Consider the following 20,564-nt stretch of genomic DNA (forward strand, 5'->3'; position numbering starts at 1 on the left):
AAGCCGTTTTTTATGCAAGAATTCGCACCCATGAACCGCCTGCGCCAACCCCGAACCATCGCCCTCGTCGGCAAGTACCACAGCCCGGAAATCGCCGAATCGCTGCGACGCCTGGCTGAGTACCTGCACGAGCGCGGCGTCTCGGTCTTCGTCGAGCGTGAGACCGCCGAACACATCGGCAAGCTGGTCGATCTGTCGCGCTGGGTCACCTGCGGCTTCAACGACATCGGCGCCCACGCCGACGTTGCCATCGTCCTGGGCGGCGACGGTACCATGCTCAACGCGGCGCGCCGACTGGCCCGCTACTGCGTGCCGCTGGTCGGCGTCAACCAGGGCCGGCTCGGTTTCATGACCGACATCGCCCGCCAGGACATGCTCAGTTGCATGGACGACCTGCTCGACGGCCGTTTCCTGCGCGAGAACCGCATGCTGCTGGCGGCCGAGGTGATCCGCGACGGCAAGGAGCTGGCGACCAACATGGCGCTCAACGATGTCGTCATCGACAAGGGCGCGATCGGCCGCATGATCGAATTCGAACTGTTCATCGACGGCGAGTTCATCTACAACCTGCGCTCCGACGGCCTGATCGTGTCGACGCCGACCGGTTCGACCGCCTATTCGCTGTCGGCCGGCGGCCCCATCCTGCATCCGACGCTGACCGGCATCGCGCTGGTGCCGCTGTGCCCGCACGCGCTGACCAACCGCCCGGTGATCGTCAATGACAACGCCGACATCGAACTGCGCGTCACTCACGCCGACGACCCGCGGGTGCACTTCGACGGTCAGCTGACGCTCGACCTGCAGACCGGCGACAGCGTCCGTCTGCGCCGTTCCGAACACACCATCTGTTTCCTGCATCCACCGGGTTACAGCTACTTCGCCATGCTGCGGCAGAAGCTGCAGTGGAGCGAGCGGCCCAAGGGATAAGCATGCTTCGCCACCTGACTCTGCGCGACTTTGTCATTGTCGACCGCCTCGAACTCGAATTTTCCGCCGGTTTCGGCACGCTGACCGGCGAAACCGGCGCCGGCAAGTCGATCCTGATCGACGCCCTGGCCCTGGCGCTCGGCGAGCGCGGCGACGCCGGCGTCGTCCGCGCCGGCTGCGACAAGGCCGAGATCGCCGCCACCTTCGAGGTTGCCGCCGTGCCCGAAGTCGCCGCCTGGCTCGATGAAAATGGGCTCGACGTCGGCGACGAGCTGCTGCTGCGCCGGGTAGTTGACGCCAACGGCCGCTCGCGCGCCTGGATCAATGGTTCGTCGGCGACCGTCCAGCAGTTGCGCGAAGTCGGCGAATGGCTGGTCGATATTCACGGTCAGCACGCCCATCAGTCACTGCTGCGCGCCGATGCGCAGCGCCAGTTGCTCGACGGTCATGCCGGCCTGGGCGATCTGGCGCGCGAGGTCGGTGGCGCCTGGAAGGCCTGGCGTGATGCCGAGCAGGCCTGGCGGAGCGCGAGCGAAGGGGCGGCAGCGCTACTGCGTGAGCGCGAACAACTGGAATGGCAGGTTGGCGAACTGGCAGCGCTGGCCTTCACCGCCGACGAGTGGGCCGAACTCGACCTTGAGCATCGCCGCCTCGGCCATGCGGCCAGCCTGATCGAGGGCGCCCAGTACGCGCTGGCCGTGCTCGCCGAGGACGACGCCGCCTGCGAGCGCCAGATCGACCGCGTCGCCACCCGGCTGGCCGGGCTGGCCGACTACGATCCGGCGCTGGCCGAGGTTGCCGGACTGCTCGGTTCGGTCCAGGCCGAGTTGTCGGACGCCGTGTCCACGCTGCGCCGCTATGCTGATCGCGCCGATCTCGATCCGTCGCGGCTGGCCGAAGTAGAAGCGCGGATGGACGCAGTCATGACCCAGGCGCGCAAGCACCGGGTGCCGCCGGTCGAGTTGCCGGCGCTGCTCGCCGGCTGGCAGGCGCGGCTGGCCGAACTGTCGGCGGCGGCCGATCTCGAAGGCTTGCAGGCGCGTGTCGATGCGCTGCGCAGTGCCTATCTGGAAGTCGCCGGGCGGCTGTCGGCCGGACGGCGCCAGGCTGCCGACGAGATGGGCGCCCGGGTCAGCGAGATCATGCGCCAGCTGGCGCTGTCCTCAGGCCGTTTCGAGGTGGCGCTGTTGCCGGTCGATGGCGGTGCGGTTTACGGCCTCGAACAGGTTGAATTCAGGATCGGCGGTCTCGCTGGCAACGAGGCCAGGCCGCTGGCCAAGGTCGCTTCCGGCGGCGAGCTGTCGCGCATCAGCCTGGCCATCCAGGTGCTGACTTCGCGCTCGGCCAGCGTGCCGACGTTGATCTTCGACGAGGTCGATGTCGGCATCGGCGGCGGTGTCGCCGAAATCGTCGGTCGTCTGCTGCGCGAACTCGGCCGTGAGCGGCAGGTGTTGTGCGTTACCCACCTGGCGCAGGTGGCGGCGCAGGCCGACTGGCAGTGGCAGGTGAGCAAGGCGGGGCGCGACGGCGTCGTGCTGTCGGCGATCAAGGCACTCGACGACGATGGCCGGGTCCAGGAAATCGCGCGCATGCTGGGCGGCGTCGAGATTACCGATATCACCCTGCAGCACGCCCGTGAGCTGTTGCGCCTGGACGCTTAGGCGAACACCTTGGTGGCGGCGAAAGCGGCCAGTAACAGGAAGAAGACGCCGCTGACACGGTGAATCCAGACCAGCGGCAAGCGGTTGAGCAGGCGGCGGCCGGCGATGATGCCGAGCAGCGAGGTGGTGGCCAGCGCCAGCGTGGCGCCGGTCCAGATGGCGGCGGCGCTGCCGGTGCTGCCCAGGCCGGCGACGGCAATCTGGGTCTTGTCGCCGAATTCGGCCAGAAAGATCAGCAGGAAGGTGGTGGCGAAGATGCCGTGCCCCGGTTTTTCCTCGATTTCCTCGTCCTCATCCTCTTCACGGTAGCGCAGGGCGCTGATCCCGAAAACGGCGAACAGCACGGCGACGGCCAGCGCTACCAGCCAGCCCGGCAACCAGGCGGCAACAGCAGCACCGAATAGCACGGCGAGCAGGTTGAGTACGGCAAAGGCGGCGATGGCGCCGAGCGCGACCGGCAGGCCGCGATGGCGCGAGGCCAGGGTCATGCACACGAGCTGGCTCTTGTCGCCGAATTCGGCCAGGCCGATGACCAGGAAAGTGGTGCCGACCGACGACAGCCAGGCACCGCTGCCCGGCGGAATTGCCTCAATCATCGGTGACTCTTAGTGGTCGGCGGTATCGTCGGCAGGAACCTGGGTACGGTTCGGGCAGGCTTCCTTGGTGCAGTGCGCGTAGAGGTAGAGCGCGTGATCCTGGATCTTGAAGCCGCGTTCCTCGGCAATCATGTTCTGCCGGCGTTCGATTTCCGGATCGTAGAATTCCTCGACCTTGCCGCAGTCGATGCAGACCAGGTGGTCGTGGTGCTTGCCGCGGTTGATTTCAAAAACGGCCTTGCCGGATTCGAAGAAGTGGCGCTCCAGCAGGCCGGCCTGTTCGAACTGGGTGAGCACGCGATAGACAGTGGCCAGGCCGATGTCCATGTTTTCAGCCAGCAACATGCGGTAGACGTCTTCTGCCGTCATGTGACGCATCGTGCCCTTTTCGAACAGCTCAAGAATTTTCAGGCGGGGAAAGGTGGCTTTCAGGCCGATGCTCTTGAGGCTCTGCGGGTCGCTCATCGTGGGGATTCCTGTTCTTTTTGCGAGGCTGGGAGTGTGAGGATTTCGGGTATGATATACCGCTTCACAGTCGATACGAAACTTCCGGAAATCCGCATGCGCCGTTCCCGCTCCCTGTTGCTTGTCGCCGCCTGCGTGCTGCTGACAGCCTGTTCGTACAAGCCGAGTTTCATCAACGAGTACAAGATCGATGTCCAGCAGGGCAATGTGCTGACCCAGGACATGGTGGCCCAGCTGAAACCCGGACAGACCCGGGAGCAGGTGCGCTTCATTCTCGGCTCGCCCCTGATTACCGATATTTTTCACCGCGACCGCTGGGACTACGTCTATCGCTTCCGTGAAGGGCGTAGCGGCCAGGTCCAGTCGCGCAAGTTTTCCGTGTTTTTCGACGCCAACGGACAGCTTGAGCGCGTCGCCGGCGATGTTGAACTGGCCTCGGTCGAAGAGCTGACGATGCCGGTGTCGAAAATGCGCATGGTCGATCTCGGCTCGATCGGCGAGGATGGTGCTGCGGAACCCCTGCCGCCGCCCGAAGAGCCGGGTTTCCTCCGGCGCATGATGAACCGTATTGGATTGTAAGCAATGAGCAAAGCACGTATCGGCATCGTCGGTGCCGGCGGCCGCATGGGCCGCATGTTGATCGAGGCCGTCCTCAAGGATGACTCGGTGGTTCTCGGTGCCGCTTTCGATATCCCGGGTAGCCCGGTGATCGGCGCCAGTGCCGGGGCGCTGGTTGGCATGGACAGCGAAGTCGTGGTCATCAGCGACCTGGTTGCGGGCATGAAGCAGATTGACTGCCTGATCGATTTCACCCGCCCGGAAGGGACGCTGGAGCATCTGGAAATCTGTCGTCAGGCGGGTGTGGCCATGGTCATCGGCACGACCGGCTTCGACGCGGCCGGCAAGGCCACCATCGCCGCCGCCGCCAAGGATGTGCCGGTGGTTTTTGCGCCGAACATGGCGATCGGCGTCAATCTGGTTTTCAAGTTGCTCGATACGGCAGCGCGCATCCTCAATGAAGGTTACGACATCGAAATCGTCGAAGCCCATCACCGGATGAAGGTCGATGCGCCTTCGGGTACGGCGCTACGCATGGGCGAAGTCGTTGCTGCCGCACTGGGTCGCGATCTTGACGATTGCGCGGTGTATGGTCGCGAAGGCGTTACCGGCGAGCGCGATCCGTCGACCATCGGTTTTGCCACGGTACGCGGTGGCGACATCGTCGGCGACCATACGGTCATGTTCTGCGGTCTCGGCGAGCGCGTCGAAGTCACGCACAAGGCCAGTAGCCGCATGCCCTACGCGCTGGGCAGCCTGCGCGCGGCACGCTTCATTTTCGGCCGTCAGAGCGGTCTTTACGACATGCAGGACGTGCTCGGCTTCCGCTGACAGCCATGAAATCCCGACTGCTGCAGCGCCAGATTGAGGAATTGTTCGGGGGTGATGGCGAAGCCACCCTGCGGCAGTTGCTTGAGTCAGCGCGGCAGCAGGGGGGGCAGGTTCTGGCGCAGGCTGTCGAGAAGCTGATCGAGCGGGTCGATGCTTCCTACGTGGCCTATGCCGGTCTGAACAACTGGACCACCGCCCTGTCGGGCGACGCATTGGTGGACTGGAACCTGCGCAGCGGCTCCATCGATGCCGGTCGGCAATGGAAGGAGATGCTGGGTTATCTCCAGGAGGATCTCGATAATTCCATCGTCCAGTGGCAGCGTCTGCTGCACCCCGAGGATCTGCGCAACCTGCAGTCCAGGATTGCCCGCCATGCAAGCAGCCGGGATCGTTGGTTCGAGCTGGAATGTCGCCTCAAGGCCAAGGATGGTGCCTGGCGCTGGTTCATGATCCGTGGCGCAGTCGCCGCCCGTGATGCCGATGGCGAGCCGGTGCGCATGCTGGTCCTGCAACGCGACATCAGCCAGATCAAGGCGGCTGAGTCGGCCCTGATCGCGGCCAAGGAGTCGGCCGAATCGGCCAACAAGGCCCGCGGTGCTTTCCTGGCCAACATGAGTCATGAAATCCGGACGCCGATGAACGGCATCATCGGCATGACCGAACTGGCGCTCGATACCGAACTGGATGCCGAGCAGCGCCATTACCTGAAAACCGTGAAATCGTCGGCGGAATCCCTGCTGACCATCGTTAACGACATTCTCGACTTCTCCAAGATCGAAGCCGGGCGCATGGAAGTCGAGGCAGTTTCCTTCCTGGTGCACGATGTCGTTCTCGAAGCGGTCCGCGTGGTTGCCGTCAATGCGCATCGCAAGGGCCTGGAACTGGTCGTCGACATCCGCCCGGAGGTGCCGGGGCGCATGGTCGGCGACCCGACCCGCCTGCGCCAGGTGATCATCAATCTGGTCGGCAACGCCATCAAGTTTACCGAGGCCGGTGAGGTCGAGGTATCGGTGTCGGTCAGCAAGGCGTCGATCAAGGAAACCGAAATCCTGGTGTCGGTCCGCGATACCGGTATCGGTGTGCCGGCTGACAAGCAGCAGGCGATTTTCGATGCTTTCTCGCAGGCCGACGTGTCCACGACCCGGCGCTACGGCGGCACCGGGCTCGGCCTGGCGATCTGTGCCAAGCTGGTGCAGCTGATGGGCGGGCGCATCTGGCTGGAGAGCGCGGAAGGGCAAGGCTCGACTTTTCATTTCACCGTCGGCTTGCGCGCCGATCCGGCGGCGCCGGTGGTCGGATCGGCGCCTGTTGCTGCCTATCGTGGTCGCCGTGCCCTGATCGTCGAAGATAGCGCGGTTGCTGGTCGCTGCCTGCGGGGCATGCTCGAGAGCATGGGGATGCAGGTTTCGCTGGTGAGCGACCCGGTGCAGGCGGCGGCAGTCATGAACAAGAGCCGGGCCATGGATTTCCCCTTCGACTACCTGTTCGTCGATGCGGCCATGGCCGCCCCGGCCGGCATGGCCATGGTCGAGAACTGGCGCCTTGGCGGCCAGCGCGAACGCATGATGGTGATGCTGACGACTGAGAACCAGCGCCAGGATCTGGCTCGCCTGCGCGAACTCGGCGTGGCGGTGCACCTGGTCAAGCCGGTGGGTGGCGGCGATGTGGAAGTGGCGCTGGGGCTGGCCGAAGTCTCTGGTTCGGCACAGGCGGTCGTCGAACTCGAGCCTTTCGACGTCGATGCGCCGGCGGGGCGGGCGGCGGTACGCAGCCATCGCGTGCTGCTGGTCGAAGATAATCCGGTCAACCAGGAACTGGCCCTGCGCCTGCTTGAGCGCGAAGGCTATCAAGTCAAGGTGGCGAACAACGGGGCGGAAGCGGTCGACATGTTCGATCAGGGAAGCTTCGACATTATCCTGATGGACATGCAGATGCCGGTCATGGGCGGGATCGAGGCAACCGAGGCCATTCGTTCGCACGAAATGCGCCGGAGCTGGGTGATCTCGCACGAATTGAAGCCGATCTACATCATCGCGATGACGGCCAATGTCATGGAAAGCGATCGCGAGCGCTGCCTGGCGGCGGGGATGAACGATTACGTCGCCAAGCCGCTGCGGCCCGAGGTGCTTTATGCCGCGCTGGAGCGCGCGAGTGGTGACGATCCGCTGCGTGTCTCGGTGATCGGCCCGGTGAGTGTGCGCCCGCACGTGTCGGGGATCAACCTGCAGGCGGCGCTGGATAATCTTGGCGATGTTGACCTGCTGGCAACCATGGCTGAAATGCTGCTGGCCGAGTGGCAGGGGCACCTGGAGCGGTTGAAGCAGGCCATCGAAGCTCAGGACGCCGTCGATGCCCGCATGCATGCCCATACCCTGAAAAGCCTGGTGGCGATGTTCCATGCCGAGGAGGCGCGCAGCCTGTCTGCACGTATCGAAAACGACATGATGGCGGAAGTCATCGACTGGGCTGCTGGCCTGCAATTGTTCGCCTCACTGGCGGCGGAAATGGAACGTATCCGTCCGCATCTGGAAGCTTTTGTCGAGACGCGTGTAATGCCTTGAATTTGCCTGAAAAGGCTCTTTTCGGCTAGAATGGGAAGGTTAAAAAAGCACAAGCGGGGAGGCGCGAGCCTTCCCGCTTGGCACATGAACGAGCAGAAAAATTACAGGAGAGCTGACGTGTCGCTGCTGCCCTCATTCACACCCGCCATCCTCGCCCTCGCCGACGGGACGGTTTTCAAGGGCCAATCCATCGGCGCCGACGGCGTAACCAGCGGTGAAGTGGTGTTCAACACCGCGATGACCGGTTATCAGGAAATCCTGACCGATCCGTCGTATTCGCGCCAGATCGTCACCCTGACCTATCCGCATATCGGCAATACCGGCTGCAATGCCGAGGACTTCGAGTCGCGCGCCAACTACGCTGCCGGACTGGTGGTCAAGGACCTGCCGCGCCTGGCCTCGAACTGGCGTTGCCAGGAAGATCTCGGCGCTTACCTGAAGAAGCACGGCATCGTCGCCATCGCCGGCATCGATACGCGCAAGCTGACCCGCGTCCTGCGGGAAAAGGGCGCCCAGGCCGGCTGCATTCTCGCCGGCGAAGCCGACGAAGCCAAGGCGCTGGCCGCCGCCCGCGCCTTCCCCGGGCTGGCCGGCATGGATCTGGCCAAGGTCGTCTCGGCGACCGAGCGTTACACCTGGAGCGAGGCCGAATGGACGCTCGACGGCTACAAGCAGCGTGCCGAGGAGCGTTTCCACGTCGTCGCTTACGACTTCGGGGTCAAGAGCAATATCCTGCGCATGCTCGCCGAGCGCGGTTGCAAGCTGACCGTCGTGCCGGCGCAGACGCCTGCGGCCGACGTGCTGGCAATGAAACCGGACGGTGTCTTCCTGTCCAACGGTCCGGGCGACCCGGAACCCTGCGACTACGCGATCGCCGCGATCCGTGAGATCCTCGCCGCCGGCGTGCCGACCTTCGGCATCTGCCTCGGCCACCAGTTGCTGGCGCTGGCTTCCGGCGCCAAGACCTTGAAGATGAAGTTCGGCCACCACGGTGCCAACCATCCGGTCAAGGACATGGATACCGGCCAGGTGCTGATCACCAGCCAGAACCACGGTTTCGCGGTCGATCCGGCGTCGATGCCGGCCAACCTGCGAGTCACCCATGTCTCGCTGTTCGACGGTTCCAACCAGGGGATCGCCCGCACCGACGTGCCGGCCTTCTCCTTCCAGGGGCACCCGGAAGCCAGCCCCGGCCCGCACGACGTGGCCTACCTGTTCGATCGCTTCCTCGACACCATGACGCGCGGCGTGGCTGCGCTCAATAACGCGCAATAAGCGGCACAGAGAGAGATAACGATGCCGAAACGTACAGACATCAAGAGTGTTTTGATCATTGGTGCCGGCCCGATCATCATCGGCCAGGCCTGTGAATTCGACTATTCAGGCGCCCAGGCCTGCAAGGCCCTGCGCGAAGAGGGTTACAAGGTCATCCTGGTGAACTCCAACCCGGCGACGATCATGACCGACCCGGAAATGGCCGACGTCACCTACATCGAGCCGATCACCTGGCAAGTCGTCGCCAAGATCATCGAGAAGGAGCGTCCGGACGCGCTGCTGCCGACCATGGGCGGCCAGACCGCGCTGAACTGCGCGCTCGACCTCGACCGCGAAGGCGTGCTGGCCAAGTTCAACGTCGAACTGATTGGTGCGTCTAAGGAAGCCATCGACAAGGCCGAAGACCGCCAGAAGTTCAAGGACGCGATGACCAAGATCGGTCTCGGTTCGGCCAAGTCAGCCACCGCGCACAGCATGGAAGAGGCTTACCAGGTGCAGGCGATGATTGGTTTCCCGACCATCATCCGCCCGTCGTTTACGCTCGGCGGTACCGGCGGCGGCATCGCCTACAACATGGAAGAGTTCGAGACCATCTGCAAGCGCGGTCTCGAAGCCTCGCCGACCAACGAGCTGCTGATCGAAGAGTCGCTGCTCGGCTGGAAGGAATACGAAATGGAAGTGGTCCGCGACAAGGCGGACAACTGCATCATCGTCTGCTCGATCGAAAACCTCGATCCGATGGGCGTGCATACCGGCGACTCGATCACCGTTGCCCCGGCCCAGACGCTGACCGACAAGGAATACCAGTTGCTGCGCAACGCCTCTATCGCCGTGCTGCGCGAAATCGGCGTCGACACCGGTGGTTCCAACGTGCAGTTCTCGATCAATCCGAAGGATGGTCGCTGCATCGTCATCGAAATGAATCCGCGCGTTTCGCGTTCGTCGGCACTGGCGTCCAAGGCGACCGGCTTCCCGATCGCCAAGATCGCTGCCAAGCTGTCGGTCGGCTATACGCTCGACGAACTGACCAACGACATCACCGGCGGTAAGACGCCGGCCTCGTTCGAGCCGTCGATCGACTACGTCGTCACCAAGGTGCCGCGTTTTGCCTTCGAAAAATTCCCGCAGGCGGACAATACCCTGACCACGCAGATGAAGTCGGTCGGCGAAGTCATGGCCATGGGCCGCACCTTCCAGGAATCGCTGCAGAAGGCCCTGCGCGGTCTGGAAGTGGGTGTTGACGGCTTCAACCTGAAGACGGTCGATCCGGAAACCATCGACGAGCAACTGGCCCGGCCGACGCCGGACCGCCTGTGGTACGTCGCTGACGCCTTCGGCATCGGCATGTCGGTCGAGCGCGTCTTCGACCTGACCAAGATCGATCCGTGGTTCCTGACCCAGATCAAGGAGATCGTCGATCTCGAACTGGAAGTGGAAAACCGCGAATTTGCGTCCTTGACCGCCGACGAAGTCCGTTTCCTGAAGCAGAAGGGTTTTGCCGACCGTCGTCTGGCCTACCTGCTGAAGACCAGCGAATCCGAGTTCCGCAAGCGCCGCCATGAACTGGGCGTGCGTCCGGTGTACAAGCGCGTCGATACCTGCGCCGCCGAATTCGCGACCGGCACCGCTTACCTCTACTCGACCTATGACGAAGAGTGCGAAGCGCAGCCGACCGACAAGAAGAAGATCATGGTCCTCGGTGGCGGTCCGAACCGCATCGGCCAGGGCATCGAGTTCGACTACTGCTGCGTGCATGCCGCGATGGCAATGCGCGAAGACGGCTACGAAACGATCATGGTCAACTGCAACCCGGAAACGGTGTCCACCGACTACGATACCTCTGACCGCCTCTACTTCGAGCCGCTGACGCTGGAAGACGTGCTGGAGATCTGCGCCATCGAGAAGCCGGTCGGCGTCATCGTCCAGTACGGTGGCCAGACCCCGCTCAAGCTGGCGCTGGCGCTGGAAGCCAACGGCGTGCCGATCATCGGCACGACGCCGGAATCGATCGACATCGCCGAAGACCGCGAGCGTTTCCAGAAGCTGCTGCACGACCTCGGCCTGAAGCAGCCGCCCAACCGCACGGCGCGTACCGAAGAGGATGCGCTGCGTCTGGCGCAGGAAATCGGCTACCCGCTGGTCGTTCGCCCGTCCTACGTGCTGGGTGGCCGGGCCATGGAAATCGTCCATGAGCAGAAGGACCTCGAGCGCTACATGCGCGAAGCGGTCAAGGTCTCCAACGATTCGCCGGTGCTGCTCGACCGCTTCCTCAACGACGCTGTCGAATGCGACGTCGATGCGCTGTCCGATGGCGAGGAAGTGATCATCGGTGGCGTCATGGAACACATCGAACAGGCCGGCGTGCACTCCGGCGACTCGGCCTGCTCGCTGCCGCCGTACTCGCTGTCCGCTGCCGTCCAGGACGAACTGCGTCGCCAGACCAAGCTGATGGCCAAGGCGCTCAACGTCTGCGGCCTGATGAACGTGCAGTTCGCGATCAAGGACAACGACGTCTACGTGCTCGAAGTCAATCCGCGCGCCTCGCGCACTGTGCCCTATGTGTCCAAGGCGACCGGCCTGCAGTTGGCCAAGATCGCCGCCCGCTGCATGTCGGGCAAGAGCCTCAAGGCCCAGGGCATCACCAAGGAAGTCGTGCCGCCGTACTTCTCGGTCAAGGAAGCTGTCTTCCCCTTCGTCAAGTTCCCGGGCGTCGATACCATCCTCGGTCCGGAAATGAAGTCGACCGGTGAAGTCATGGGCGTCGGTGTCAGCTTTGCCGAAGCTTTCGTCAAGTCGCAGCTGGCTGCCGGGGTCAAGCTGCCGTCGTCGGGCAAGGTCTTCCTGTCGGTCAAGGACAGCGACAAGCCGAAGGCGGTCGAGATCGCCCGTCATCTGCACGAGGCCGGCTTCCAGCTGGTTGCCACGCGCGGTACGGCGCAGGCCATCGAGGCTGCCGGCCTGCCGGTGCAGCCGGTCAACAAGGTCACCGAAGGCCGTCCGCACATCGTCGACATGATCAAGAACAACGAGATTGCGCTGATCATCAACACCGTCGAGGAAAAGCGCGGCGCGATCAACGATTCGCGCTCGATCCGGACCTCGGGCCTGCAGGCGCGGGTGACGATGTATACGACGATCTGGGGTGCCGAAGCGGCTGCCGAAGGCATCCGCAACCTGGGCGAACTTGTGGTGTATCCGATTCAGACGCTGCACGCGCAGCTTCACTGAGACCAACCAGAACCACCGCCGGGTCGTCCCTTCCGGGCGCCGGCGGTTTTGCTTTTGCAGGGAAAAGACATGAGCAAAGTTCCGTTGACCGTAACTGGCGCCGAGAAACTCCGCGAGGAGCTGCATCGGCTGAAGACCGTCGATCGCCCCTGGGTGATCGCTGCGATCGCCGAGGCGCGTGCCCACGGTGATCTCTCCGAAAACGCCGAGTACGATGCCGCCAAGGAGCGCCAGGGTTTCATCGAAGGGCGTATCCAGGAAGTCGAAGGCAAGCTGTCGAACGCCCAGATCATCGATCCCAAACTGCTTGATGCCGACGGTCGCTGCGTGTTTGGCGCCACGGCGGAGATCGAGGATCAGGACAGCGGTGAAGTCTTCACTTACCAGATCGTCGGTGAGGACGAGGCCGATATCAAGAATGGCAAGCTGTCGGTGGCGTCGCCGATGGCCCGGGCGCTGATCGGCAAGTACGCCGGCGATATCGCTCAGGTGCAGGCGCCTGGCGGTATCCGGGAATTCGAGATTCTCGACATCCGCTACGAATAAGCATGCGCCGCCTGTCGGAAGCCCTCTATCTGTTTGCGATCACCCTGTGGATCGGTGGTTTGTGGGTGATTGGCTATCTGGTGGCGCCGGTCCTGTTCGCCAATCTCGGTGACCGACAGTTGGCCGGCATGGTTGCCGGCAAGCTGTTTGCGCTGATTGGCTGGATTGGTCTGGGGGCGGCGGCTTATCTGTTTGTTTTTCTGCTCGCCCGGCATGGCCTGCGTGCCCTGCGCGCTGCTGGGCTATGGCTGGTCCTGCTGATGGCGGCATTGGCGGCCGCCCAGTTGTTCGGGATTCAGCCCTTGATGGAGCAACTCAAGCTGGCGGCAGTGGCCCAGGAGGCGATGGCGAGCGTGACCCGCGATCGCTTCGCCACCTGGCACGGCATCTCCAGCATCGTATATCTGATCCAGAGCCTGCTCGGCCTGTGGCTGCTTTTGTGGAGCGGGCGAGGTCTGCGCTGAATCAGCCCTGGAAGCTGCGCTTGGTGCGGCGCGGTGCCGCCGGACGCGGTTTTGCCGTATTCTTCGGCGCAGAACTTTCAGGATTTTCGCGATAGACGACCAGCAGTTTGCCGATGTGCTGTACCGGCGCCGCGGCAAGTTCCTGGCAGATGCGTTCGTAGTAGGCTAGGCGATCCTCGCGGCTGTCGCCATAGACGCGGATCTTGATCAGTTCGTGTGCCTTCAGGCAGACGTCGATTTCCTTGAGGACGGCGTCAGTGAGGCCGTTTTCGGAGATCGAGACGACCGGATTGAGGCCATGGGCCTGGGCGCGCAGTTCGCGCACCTGGGCAGAGTTCAGTTGTTGCATGTGAAAACCTTTCAAAAACGGCATTTTACCGAATGAAACGAACCAGAACCAGCAAGGCGTGGATGCGCGAGCATGTGAACGACCCCTACGTCCAGCTCGCCAAGAAGGAGGGTTGGCGTTCGCGAGCCGCTTTCAAGCTGATGGAGATCGACGACAAGGACAAGTTGCTGCGGCATGGCGAGGTGGTCGTTGACCTCGGCGCAACGCCGGGCGGCTGGTCGCAGGTGGCGGTGCAGCGGGTTGGCGGCGGCGGATTGGTGTTCGCGCTCGATCTGCTTGAAATGGATCCGATCCACGGTGTGCACTTCATCCAGGGCGATTTTCGCGAGGACGAGGTCCTGCAGCAACTCGAAGAAAAACTCGGCGATCGTCGGGTAGGGCTTGTAATGTCCGACATGGCCCCCAATATGTCAGGTGTACCCTTGGTCGATCAGGCCCGGGTGATGCACCTGGCGGAACTGGGGCTTGAGTTCTCGCGGGCCCATTTGAAACCTGATGGCGCTTTTCTGGTCAAAGTTTTCCAGGGCAGCGATTACGAGGCTTTCGTCAAGGCGATGCGTGAGACTTTCCGCACCGTCGCCGTGCGTAAACCGGATGCTTCGCGTGACCGTAGCCCGGAGATTTACTTGCTCGGCCGCACATTGCGGTGATGGTTTTGTTTAGAATGGTGTTTTTATCGCTCGACGAAGCAGAAGGAGAGCACGCTTGAACAACATGTTCAAAAATCTCGCAATCTGGATGGTGATCGGCCTGGTGCTGATGACTGTGTTCAACCAGTTCAACAGCCGTCAGGTCGCGACCGGTGCCGTCGAGTATTCGCAATTCCTCGAGGAAGTGAAGCAGGGGCGCATCGCCAAGGTGGTCATGGAAGGCCGCACGCTGAAGGCGACGACGACTGAAGGCCGTCGTATCACCAGTTATGCGCCGCCGGATCTGTGGCTGGTCTCCGATCTCCTGAAATACGACGTCAAGATCGAGGCCAAGCCGGAAGAAGAACCCTCTTTCCTGATGAGCATTTTCGTCAGCTGGTTCCCGATGCTGCTGCTGATCGGCGTCTGGGTCTTCTTCATGCGCCAGATGCAGGGTGGTGGCAAGGGCGGCGCGTTCTCCTTCGGCAAGTCGAAGGCGCGCATGATGGACGAGTCCACCAACGCCATCACCTTCGCCGATGTGGCCGGTTGCGACGAAGCGAAGGAAGAAGTGCAGGAGATCGTTGATTTCCTGCGTGACCCGTCAAAATTCCAGAAGCTCGGCGGTCGCATTCCCAAGGGCGTGCTGATGGTCGGCAACCCGGGTACCGGCAAGACCTTGCTGGCCAAGGCCATCGCCGGCGAAGCAAAGGTGCCTTTCTTCAGCATCTCCGGCTCCGATTTCGTTGAAATGTTTGTCGGCGTGGGCGCGGCCCGGGTCCGCGACATGTTCGAAAACGCCAAGAAGCACGCACCGTGCATCCTGTTCATCGACGAAATCGACGCCGTCGGTCGTCATCGCGGCGCTGGCCTGGGTGGCGGTAACGACGAACGCGAACAGACGCTGAACCAGTTGCTGGTCGAGATGGATGGTTTTGAAGGTCATGCGGGCATCATCGTCATCGCCGCAACCAACCGTCCGGACATCCTTGACCCGGCGCTGCTGCGTCCGGGCCGTTTCGACCGCCAGGTCGTCGTGCCGTTGCCGGATATCCGCGGCCGTGAGGAAATCCTCAAGGTGCACATGCGCAAGGTGCCGATTGCCGGCGATATCAAGGCTGATGTGATCGCTCGTGGTACCCCGGGATTCTCCGGTGCCGACCTGGCCAACCTGGTCAATGAGGCGGCGCTGTTTGCGGCGCGACGCAACAAGCGTCTGGTGGACATGGACGACTTCGAAATGGCCAAGGACAAGATCATGATGGGCGCCGAGCGTCGCAGCATGGTCATGACCGAGGATGAGAAGATGAACACGGCCTACCACGAGTCGGGTCACGCCGTGGTTGCCAAGCTGGTGCCGAAGTCGGACCCGGTGCACAAGGTCACGATCATCCCGCGCGGTCGCGCCCTCGGCCTGACCATGCAGTTGCCTGAGCAGGATCGTTATGCCTACGACCGTCAGTACCTGATGAGCCGGATCGCCGTGCTGTTCGGTGGCCGGATCGCCGAGGAACTGTTCATGAACCAGATGACCACCGGTGCGTCCAACGACTTCGAGCGGGCAACGGCCATGGCGCGTGACATGGTCACCCGTTACGGCATGTCCGATCTCGGCGTGATGGTCTATGGCGAGAACGAGGGCGAGGTCTTCCTGGGCCGTTCGGTGACGCAGCACAAGAACGTTTCTGAAGCGACGATGCAGAAGGTCGACGCCGAGATTCGTCGCATCATCGACCAGCAATACGCGCTTGCCCGTCAATTGCTCGAAGACAATCGCGACAAGGTCGAGGCCATGACCAAGGCGCTGCTCGAATGGGAAACCATCGATGCCGACCAGATCGACGACATCATGGCCGGCAAGCCGCCGCGCGAGCCCAAGCCGACGCAGGGCATCAAGCCTGCCAGTCCGCCGGATGAAAAGCCGGATGCCGAGCCGAGTGCGCCGGCAACGGCCTGATCGAAAGCTATCGAACAAGCCGGGAGCGTGCTCCCGGCTTTTTTCATCATGAATAGCATCCACTGTGGCAAATACCGGCTGGGGCGTGAACGCCCGCTGATCATGGGCATTGTCAACCTGACGCCGGATTCATTTTCCGGCGACGGTCTGACTGGCGACCTCGAGCAGGCGATAGCTCATGCGCGAGCGCAGCTTGATGCTGGCGCCGATATTCTCGATATCGGCGCCGAATCGTCGCGTCCCGGTGCCGTACCGACTCCGGTCGACGAGGAGTTGCGCCGTCTGCTGCCGGTGTTGCGCGAGATTACTCGCTGGGGTGTGCCGGTTTCCGTCGATACCTACAAGCCCGAGGTCATGCGTGCTGCGCTCGAAGCTGGCGCGAGCATGATCAATGACATTGCCGGGATGGCCAGTGACGCGGCCTTGTCAGCTGTGGCCGGCAGTGACTGCGCGGTGTGCGTGATGCACATGCAGGGCGTTCCCGGAACGATGCAGCAGGCACCGGCTTACACCGACGTCGTTGCCGAGGTTGATGACTGGCTGGCAGCAACCGTGGCGCGTTGCCTGGCTGCAGGGGTCGCGCGTGAGCGGCTGATCGTCGATCCCGGTTTCGGTTTTGGCAAGACGCTGGTGCACAATATTGCGCTGTTCCGGGCCATGCGTCGCGATGATGTGGCGTTGCCGGTGCTGGTCGGGGTGTCGCGCAAGTCGATGCTCGGTCAGATCACCGGCCGACCGGTTGAGGAACGGCTGGCGGCCAGCGTGACCGCCGCTGTGCTGGCGGCGGAGCGTGGGGCGGCGATCCTGAGGGTTCATGATGTCGCAGAAACAAAAGATGCGCTGGCTGTCTGGTCGGCGTTGAAACAGGGAGAGTGACGGTGACAAGAAAATATTTCGGTACCGACGGCGTGCGCGGTCGGGTGGGGCAGGCTCCGATTACCCCGGACTTCGTGATGCGCCTCGGCTATTCAGCTGGCAAGGTGCTACTGGCCAAGGGCGAAATGCCCGCTGGCGAACGTCCGTCCGTGCTCATCGGCAAGGACACCCGGGTTTCCGGCTACATGCTGGAATCGGCGCTGGAGGCGGGTTTTTCGGCGGCCGGTGTCGATGTCTGCCTGGTCGGACCGATGCCGACGCCGGCCATTGCCTACCTGACCCGGGCGCTGCGCCTGCAGGCCGGGATCGTGATTTCGGCGTCGCACAATCCCTACTACGATAACGGAATCAAGTTCTTCTCGGCGCAGGGCACCAAGTTGCCCGACGAGGTCGAGCAGGCCATCGAGGCCGGCATCGACCAGGAGATCGTCTGCGTTCCTTCGCCGGACCTCGGTCGGGCGCGCCGGATCGACGATGCGCGCGGGCGTTACATCGAATTCTGCAAGAGCACCTTCCCCAACGAATTTGACCTGCGCGGCCTGAAGATCGTTGTCGATTGCGCCCATGGTGCCGCCTATCACATCGCCCCGGACGTGTTCCACGAACTGGGCGCCGAGGTGGTGGTGATCGGCGGCCAGCCGAACGGCTTGAACATCAACGAAAAGGTCGGGGCGACCGCGCCGAAGGCACTGTGCGATGCGGTCCTGGTCAATCGCGCCGATCTCGGCATCGCGCTCGACGGTGACGCCGACCGGATCATGATGGTCGACGCCGAAGGCAATCTTTACGATGGCGACCAGTTGCTGATGGCCATCGTTCGCAGTCGTGCTGCCAAGGGGCCGGTCAATGGTGTGGTCGGTACGCTGATGAGCAATCTTTCGTTGGAGCGGGCGCTGGCCGGGATGAATATTCCCTTTGTGCGGGCGGCGGTTGGTGATCGCTATGTGGTCGAGGCGCTGCACCGCAATGGCTGGCTGTTCGGCGGCGAGAATTCGGGGCACATCCTGGCCCTGGATCGCCATTCCACCGGCGACGGCATCATCGCCGGCCTGCAGGTGCTGGCCGCCTTGCGCGAGTCGGGCGGTGATCTCAAGACCCTGCTCGGTGCCTTGCCACTCTATCCGCAGAAACTGATCAATGTTCCGGTCGTCCGCGGCTTCGACTGGCAAGCCTGTCCGGCCATTGCAGCGGCCCGCGATCTTGTCGAGCGGCGTCTTGACGGTCGTGGTCGTGTCCTGCTTCGTCCTTCGGGAACCGAGCCGCTGCTGCGGGTGATGGTCGAAGGCGAGGATGCGCAGGCGGTTGTTGCTGCAGCCGAAGAAATTGCGGCGGCGGTCAGGGTGGCGGCTGGCGAGGGGTGAACATTGACCGGCCAGGTGGCCAATCGATATAATCCTCAGGTTTTAGCCATCGGAATCACCGAGCCATGCGCCGCAAGCTAGTCGCTGGAAACTGGAAGATGAACGGCAGCCTTTCCGCCAATCGCGGATTGCTGGCGGATATTCTCGCCGGTCTGGGCGATGTTGCCTGTGAAGTCATGGTCTGTCCGCCTTTTCCCTATCTGGCACAGGCGCAGTCCGCGCTTTCGGCCAGTCCGGTCGGGTTGGGGGCGCAGACGCTGAGCGAACATCCGGCAGGCGCATTCACCGGCGAAGTCGGGGCAGAAATGCTGCGCGAATTCGGCTGCCGTTATGTGCTGGTCGGTCATTCGGAGCGACGCAGCCTGTTTGGCGAGTCCGATGCGGTGGTTGCGGCCAAGCTGGCTGCGGCACTTGCCGCCGGTCTGGTGCCGGTGCTGTGTCTCGGCGAAACCCTGGTTGAGCGTGAGGCAGGGCAGACGGAAGCGGTTGTCTCGCGGCAGTTGCAGGCGGTTCTGGATCGTGTTGGTGCTGCCGCGTTGTCGGGGGCTGTTCTGGCTTACGAGCCGGTTTGGGCCATTGGCACGGGGCTGACCGCGACGCCGGCGCAGGCGCAGGCGGTGCATGCCCACATCCGGGCCTGTCTGGCGGCGCACGATGCAGCGGTGGCAGCGGAGGTGCGCATCCTCTATGGCGGTAGTGTCAAGCCGCAAAATGCGCAGGAGTTGTTCGGGCAGCAGGACATCGATGGTGGTCTGATCGGTGGGGCTTCCTTGGTGGCAGAAGATTTCTTGGCGATTTGTCGCGCCGCAAACTGATAGGCATAAAAATGAACTGGTTGTTTTCTGTGGTTTTGACGGTCCATATCCTGGTCGCTCTGGCGATCATCGGCCTGGTGCTGATGCAGCACGGCAAGGGCGCCGACATGGGGGCGGCTTTTGGTAGCGGTTCCTCGGGCAGCCTGTTCGGCGCTTCGGGGTCGGCGAACTTCCTCAGTCGCACCACTGCGGTGCTGGCAACGGTGTTCTTCCTGACCAGTCTTTCGCTGGCCTACATTGCCTCCGACAAGCCAAAAACGGCTGGTAGTCTGATGGAAGAGGTTGTACAATCGCAGCCTGTTTCGACGGCGGTTCCGGCTGCCGGTGAGGCCGCCGGAGCGCCTGCTGGTGCGGGTTCGAAGGCGCAGGAAGTACCGAAGTAATTTCAAAGTAACGCAAGGAAATTCGCCCGGCACGAGTCCTCGTCGGGTGGGTAAAAAAATACACGTGCCGACGTGGTGAAATTGGTAGACACGCTATCTTGAGGGGGTAGTGGCGCAAGCTGTGCGAGTTCGAGTCTCGCCGTCGGCACCAAAATATAAAGTGGGCTGGCCGTTGCAATCCGGTCGTCCCGAATAAAAACTTACAACTTGGCGGCGGATCATGGAAGCTTACTTTCCTATCCTGATGTTCGTGCTCGTGGGGGTCGCGGTCGGCGTCTTGCCGATGGTGATGGGCTTTGTGCTCGCTCCGCGTCGCCCGGATCCCGAAAAGCTCTCGCCCTATGAATGCGGCTTCGAGGCCTTCGAAGACGCGCGCATGAAATTCGACGTGCGCTACTACCTGGTTGCGATCCTGTTCATCCTGTTCGATCTTGAAATCGCCTTCCTTGTGCCGTGGGCGGTCGTTTTCTCGGACATGGTGGCAATCGATTCGCTGAAGGTTTTCGGCTTCGTCGAAATGTTGATCTTCATGGGCATTCTGGCACTGGGCGATATCTACGCCTGGGCCAAGGGTGCGCTTGAGTGGGAATGAGGGCGCCAAATGGCAATCGAAGGTATTCTGCAAGAGGGTTTTGTCACCACTACGGCTGACAAGCTCATCAACTACATGCGCACCGGCTCGATGTGGCCGATGACCTTTGGCTTGGCCTGCTGCGCCGTGGAGATGATCCACGCCGGCTGTTCCCGCTATGACCTGGACCGCTTCGGCATCGTCTTCCGGCCGAGTCCGCGTCAGTCCGACGTGATGATCGTCGCCGGTACGCTGACCAACAAGATGGCGCCGGCGCTGCGCAAGGTCTATGACCAGATGGCCGAGCCGCGCTGGGTCATTTCCATGGGGTCCTGTGCCAATGGTGGTGGCTACTATCACTATTCCTACTCGGTGGTGCGCGGCTGCGACCGCATCGTCCCGGTCGACATCTATGTGCCGGGCTGTCCGCCGACGGCTGAGGCCCTGCTCTACGGGCTGATCCAGCTGCAGAACAAGATCCGCCGCACCAATACCATTGCCCGCTAACTTT

20 protein-coding genes and 1 tRNA gene are annotated in these 20,564 nt (G+C 62.7%); 18 read left to right on the forward strand and 3 right to left on the reverse strand.

Annotated elements, in window-relative coordinates; translation table 11 throughout:
* Window positions 1–12 precede the first annotated feature (12 nt).
* Together G471_RS0106090 and recN are read left to right on the forward strand one after the other, a co-directional pair.
* Entirely contained in the window at window positions 13–927 is a 915-nt protein-coding gene (locus tag G471_RS0106090; RefSeq protein WP_081700124.1) for an NAD kinase, read from the forward strand.
* Between the two features lie 2 nt (window positions 928–929).
* A complete protein-coding gene (recN, locus tag G471_RS0106095; protein ID WP_028994566.1) occupies window positions 930–2,588 on the forward strand; it encodes a DNA repair protein RecN in 1,659 nt (552 codons plus the stop codon).
* On the opposite strand, the gene G471_RS0106100 is transcribed toward recN, so the two are convergent.
* Both G471_RS0106100 and fur read right to left on the reverse strand, forming a co-directional pair.
* The gene (locus tag G471_RS0106100; protein WP_043420943.1) at window positions 2,585–3,184 is read right to left on the reverse strand and encodes a TMEM165/GDT1 family protein; all 600 of its coding nucleotides are present in this window, start codon (window positions 3,182–3,184) and stop codon (window positions 2,585–2,587) included. The genes recN and G471_RS0106100 overlap by 4 nt on opposite strands.
* A gap of 9 nt (window positions 3,185–3,193) precedes the next feature.
* Complete coding sequence (fur, locus tag G471_RS0106105) at window positions 3,194–3,649, reverse strand: ferric iron uptake transcriptional regulator (RefSeq protein WP_028994568.1); 456 nt, start codon at window positions 3,647–3,649, stop codon at window positions 3,194–3,196.
* A 96-nt stretch (window positions 3,650–3,745) separates the two neighbouring features.
* Here fur and G471_RS16835 point away from each other — a divergent pair, with 96 nt between their 5' ends.
* The 7 genes from G471_RS16835 (at window position 3,746) to G471_RS0106140 (ending at window position 13,112) form a co-directional block, all read left to right on the forward strand.
* Window positions 3,746–4,228 carry an outer membrane protein assembly factor BamE gene (locus G471_RS16835; RefSeq protein ID WP_051295343.1) on the forward strand — a complete coding sequence of 161 codons (483 nt, stop codon included), beginning with the start codon at window positions 3,746–3,748 and terminating at the stop codon, window positions 4,226–4,228.
* A gap of 3 nt (window positions 4,229–4,231) precedes the next feature.
* Window positions 4,232–5,038: a 4-hydroxy-tetrahydrodipicolinate reductase gene (gene dapB / locus G471_RS0106115; RefSeq protein WP_028994569.1), complete on the forward strand. Its 807-nt coding sequence runs from the start codon at window positions 4,232–4,234 to the stop codon at window positions 5,036–5,038.
* A 5-nt stretch (window positions 5,039–5,043) separates the two neighbouring features.
* A complete protein-coding gene (locus G471_RS16840; protein WP_051295308.1) occupies window positions 5,044–7,599 on the forward strand; it encodes a response regulator in 2,556 nt (851 codons plus the stop codon).
* An 84-nt stretch (window positions 7,600–7,683) separates the two neighbouring features.
* A complete protein-coding gene (gene carA / locus G471_RS0106125; RefSeq protein WP_425387148.1) occupies window positions 7,684–8,874 on the forward strand; it encodes a glutamine-hydrolyzing carbamoyl-phosphate synthase small subunit in 1,191 nt (396 codons plus the stop codon).
* A 21-nt stretch (window positions 8,875–8,895) separates the two neighbouring features.
* On the forward strand, window positions 8,896–12,102 hold the full coding sequence (gene carB, locus G471_RS0106130) for a carbamoyl-phosphate synthase large subunit (protein WP_028994571.1): 3,207 nt from the start codon (window positions 8,896–8,898) through the stop codon (window positions 12,100–12,102).
* A 69-nt stretch (window positions 12,103–12,171) separates the two neighbouring features.
* A complete protein-coding gene (greA, locus tag G471_RS0106135) occupies window positions 12,172–12,648 on the forward strand; it encodes a transcription elongation factor GreA (protein WP_028994572.1) in 477 nt (158 codons plus the stop codon).
* Window positions 12,649–12,650: 2 nt separating this feature from the next.
* Window positions 12,651–13,112, forward strand: coding sequence for a DUF4149 domain-containing protein (locus tag G471_RS0106140; RefSeq protein ID WP_028994573.1), 462 nt, complete (start codon window positions 12,651–12,653; stop codon window positions 13,110–13,112).
* 1 nt (window position 13,113) lies between these two features.
* On the opposite strand, the gene G471_RS0106145 is transcribed toward G471_RS0106140, so the two are convergent.
* On the reverse strand, window positions 13,114–13,461 hold the full coding sequence (locus G471_RS0106145) for a YhbY family RNA-binding protein (protein ID WP_028994574.1): 348 nt from the start codon (window positions 13,459–13,461) through the stop codon (window positions 13,114–13,116).
* A 32-nt stretch (window positions 13,462–13,493) separates the two neighbouring features.
* Between G471_RS0106145 and rlmE the strand changes: the two genes are divergently transcribed.
* The 9 genes from rlmE to G471_RS0106190 all read left to right on the forward strand — a co-directional run bounded on the left by rlmE (window position 13,494) and on the right by G471_RS0106190 (window position 20,560).
* On the forward strand, window positions 13,494–14,111 hold the full coding sequence (gene rlmE, locus G471_RS0106150; RefSeq protein ID WP_028994575.1) for a 23S rRNA (uridine(2552)-2'-O)-methyltransferase RlmE: 618 nt from the start codon (window positions 13,494–13,496) through the stop codon (window positions 14,109–14,111).
* Between the two features lie 55 nt (window positions 14,112–14,166).
* On the forward strand, window positions 14,167–16,047 hold the full coding sequence (gene ftsH / locus G471_RS0106155; RefSeq protein WP_028994576.1) for an ATP-dependent zinc metalloprotease FtsH: 1,881 nt from the start codon (window positions 14,167–14,169) through the stop codon (window positions 16,045–16,047).
* A gap of 48 nt (window positions 16,048–16,095) precedes the next feature.
* Window positions 16,096–16,923 carry a dihydropteroate synthase gene (folP, locus tag G471_RS0106160; RefSeq protein ID WP_081700125.1) on the forward strand — a complete coding sequence of 276 codons (828 nt, stop codon included), beginning with the start codon at window positions 16,096–16,098 and terminating at the stop codon, window positions 16,921–16,923.
* Window positions 16,924–16,925: 2 nt separating this feature from the next.
* Window positions 16,926–18,284, forward strand: a complete 1,359-nt coding sequence (glmM, locus tag G471_RS0106165) for a phosphoglucosamine mutase (RefSeq protein WP_028994578.1) — start codon at window positions 16,926–16,928, stop codon at window positions 18,282–18,284.
* Window positions 18,285–18,349: 65 nt separating this feature from the next.
* Window positions 18,350–19,099 carry a triose-phosphate isomerase gene (gene tpiA / locus G471_RS0106170; RefSeq protein ID WP_028994579.1) on the forward strand — a complete coding sequence of 250 codons (750 nt, stop codon included), beginning with the start codon at window positions 18,350–18,352 and terminating at the stop codon, window positions 19,097–19,099.
* Between the two features lie 11 nt (window positions 19,100–19,110).
* Window positions 19,111–19,482 (forward strand): preprotein translocase subunit SecG, encoded by a 372-nt coding sequence (gene secG, locus G471_RS0106175; protein WP_028994580.1) that lies wholly within the window; start codon window positions 19,111–19,113, stop codon window positions 19,480–19,482.
* Window positions 19,483–19,548: 66 nt separating this feature from the next.
* Window positions 19,549–19,633: transfer RNA gene (locus tag G471_RS0106180), tRNA-Leu, on the forward strand.
* Between the two features lie 66 nt (window positions 19,634–19,699).
* Complete coding sequence (ndhC, locus tag G471_RS0106185) at window positions 19,700–20,074, forward strand: NADH-quinone oxidoreductase subunit A (protein ID WP_028994581.1); 375 nt, start codon at window positions 19,700–19,702, stop codon at window positions 20,072–20,074.
* A gap of 9 nt (window positions 20,075–20,083) precedes the next feature.
* Window positions 20,084–20,560, forward strand: coding sequence for a NuoB/complex I 20 kDa subunit family protein (locus G471_RS0106190; protein ID WP_028994582.1), 477 nt, complete (start codon window positions 20,084–20,086; stop codon window positions 20,558–20,560).
* Window positions 20,561–20,564: the final 4 nt, after the last annotated feature.

This window comes from Azonexus hydrophilus DSM 23864 (assembly GCF_000429605.1).
Lineage (GTDB): Bacteria > Pseudomonadota > Gammaproteobacteria > Burkholderiales > Rhodocyclaceae > Azonexus > Azonexus hydrophilus.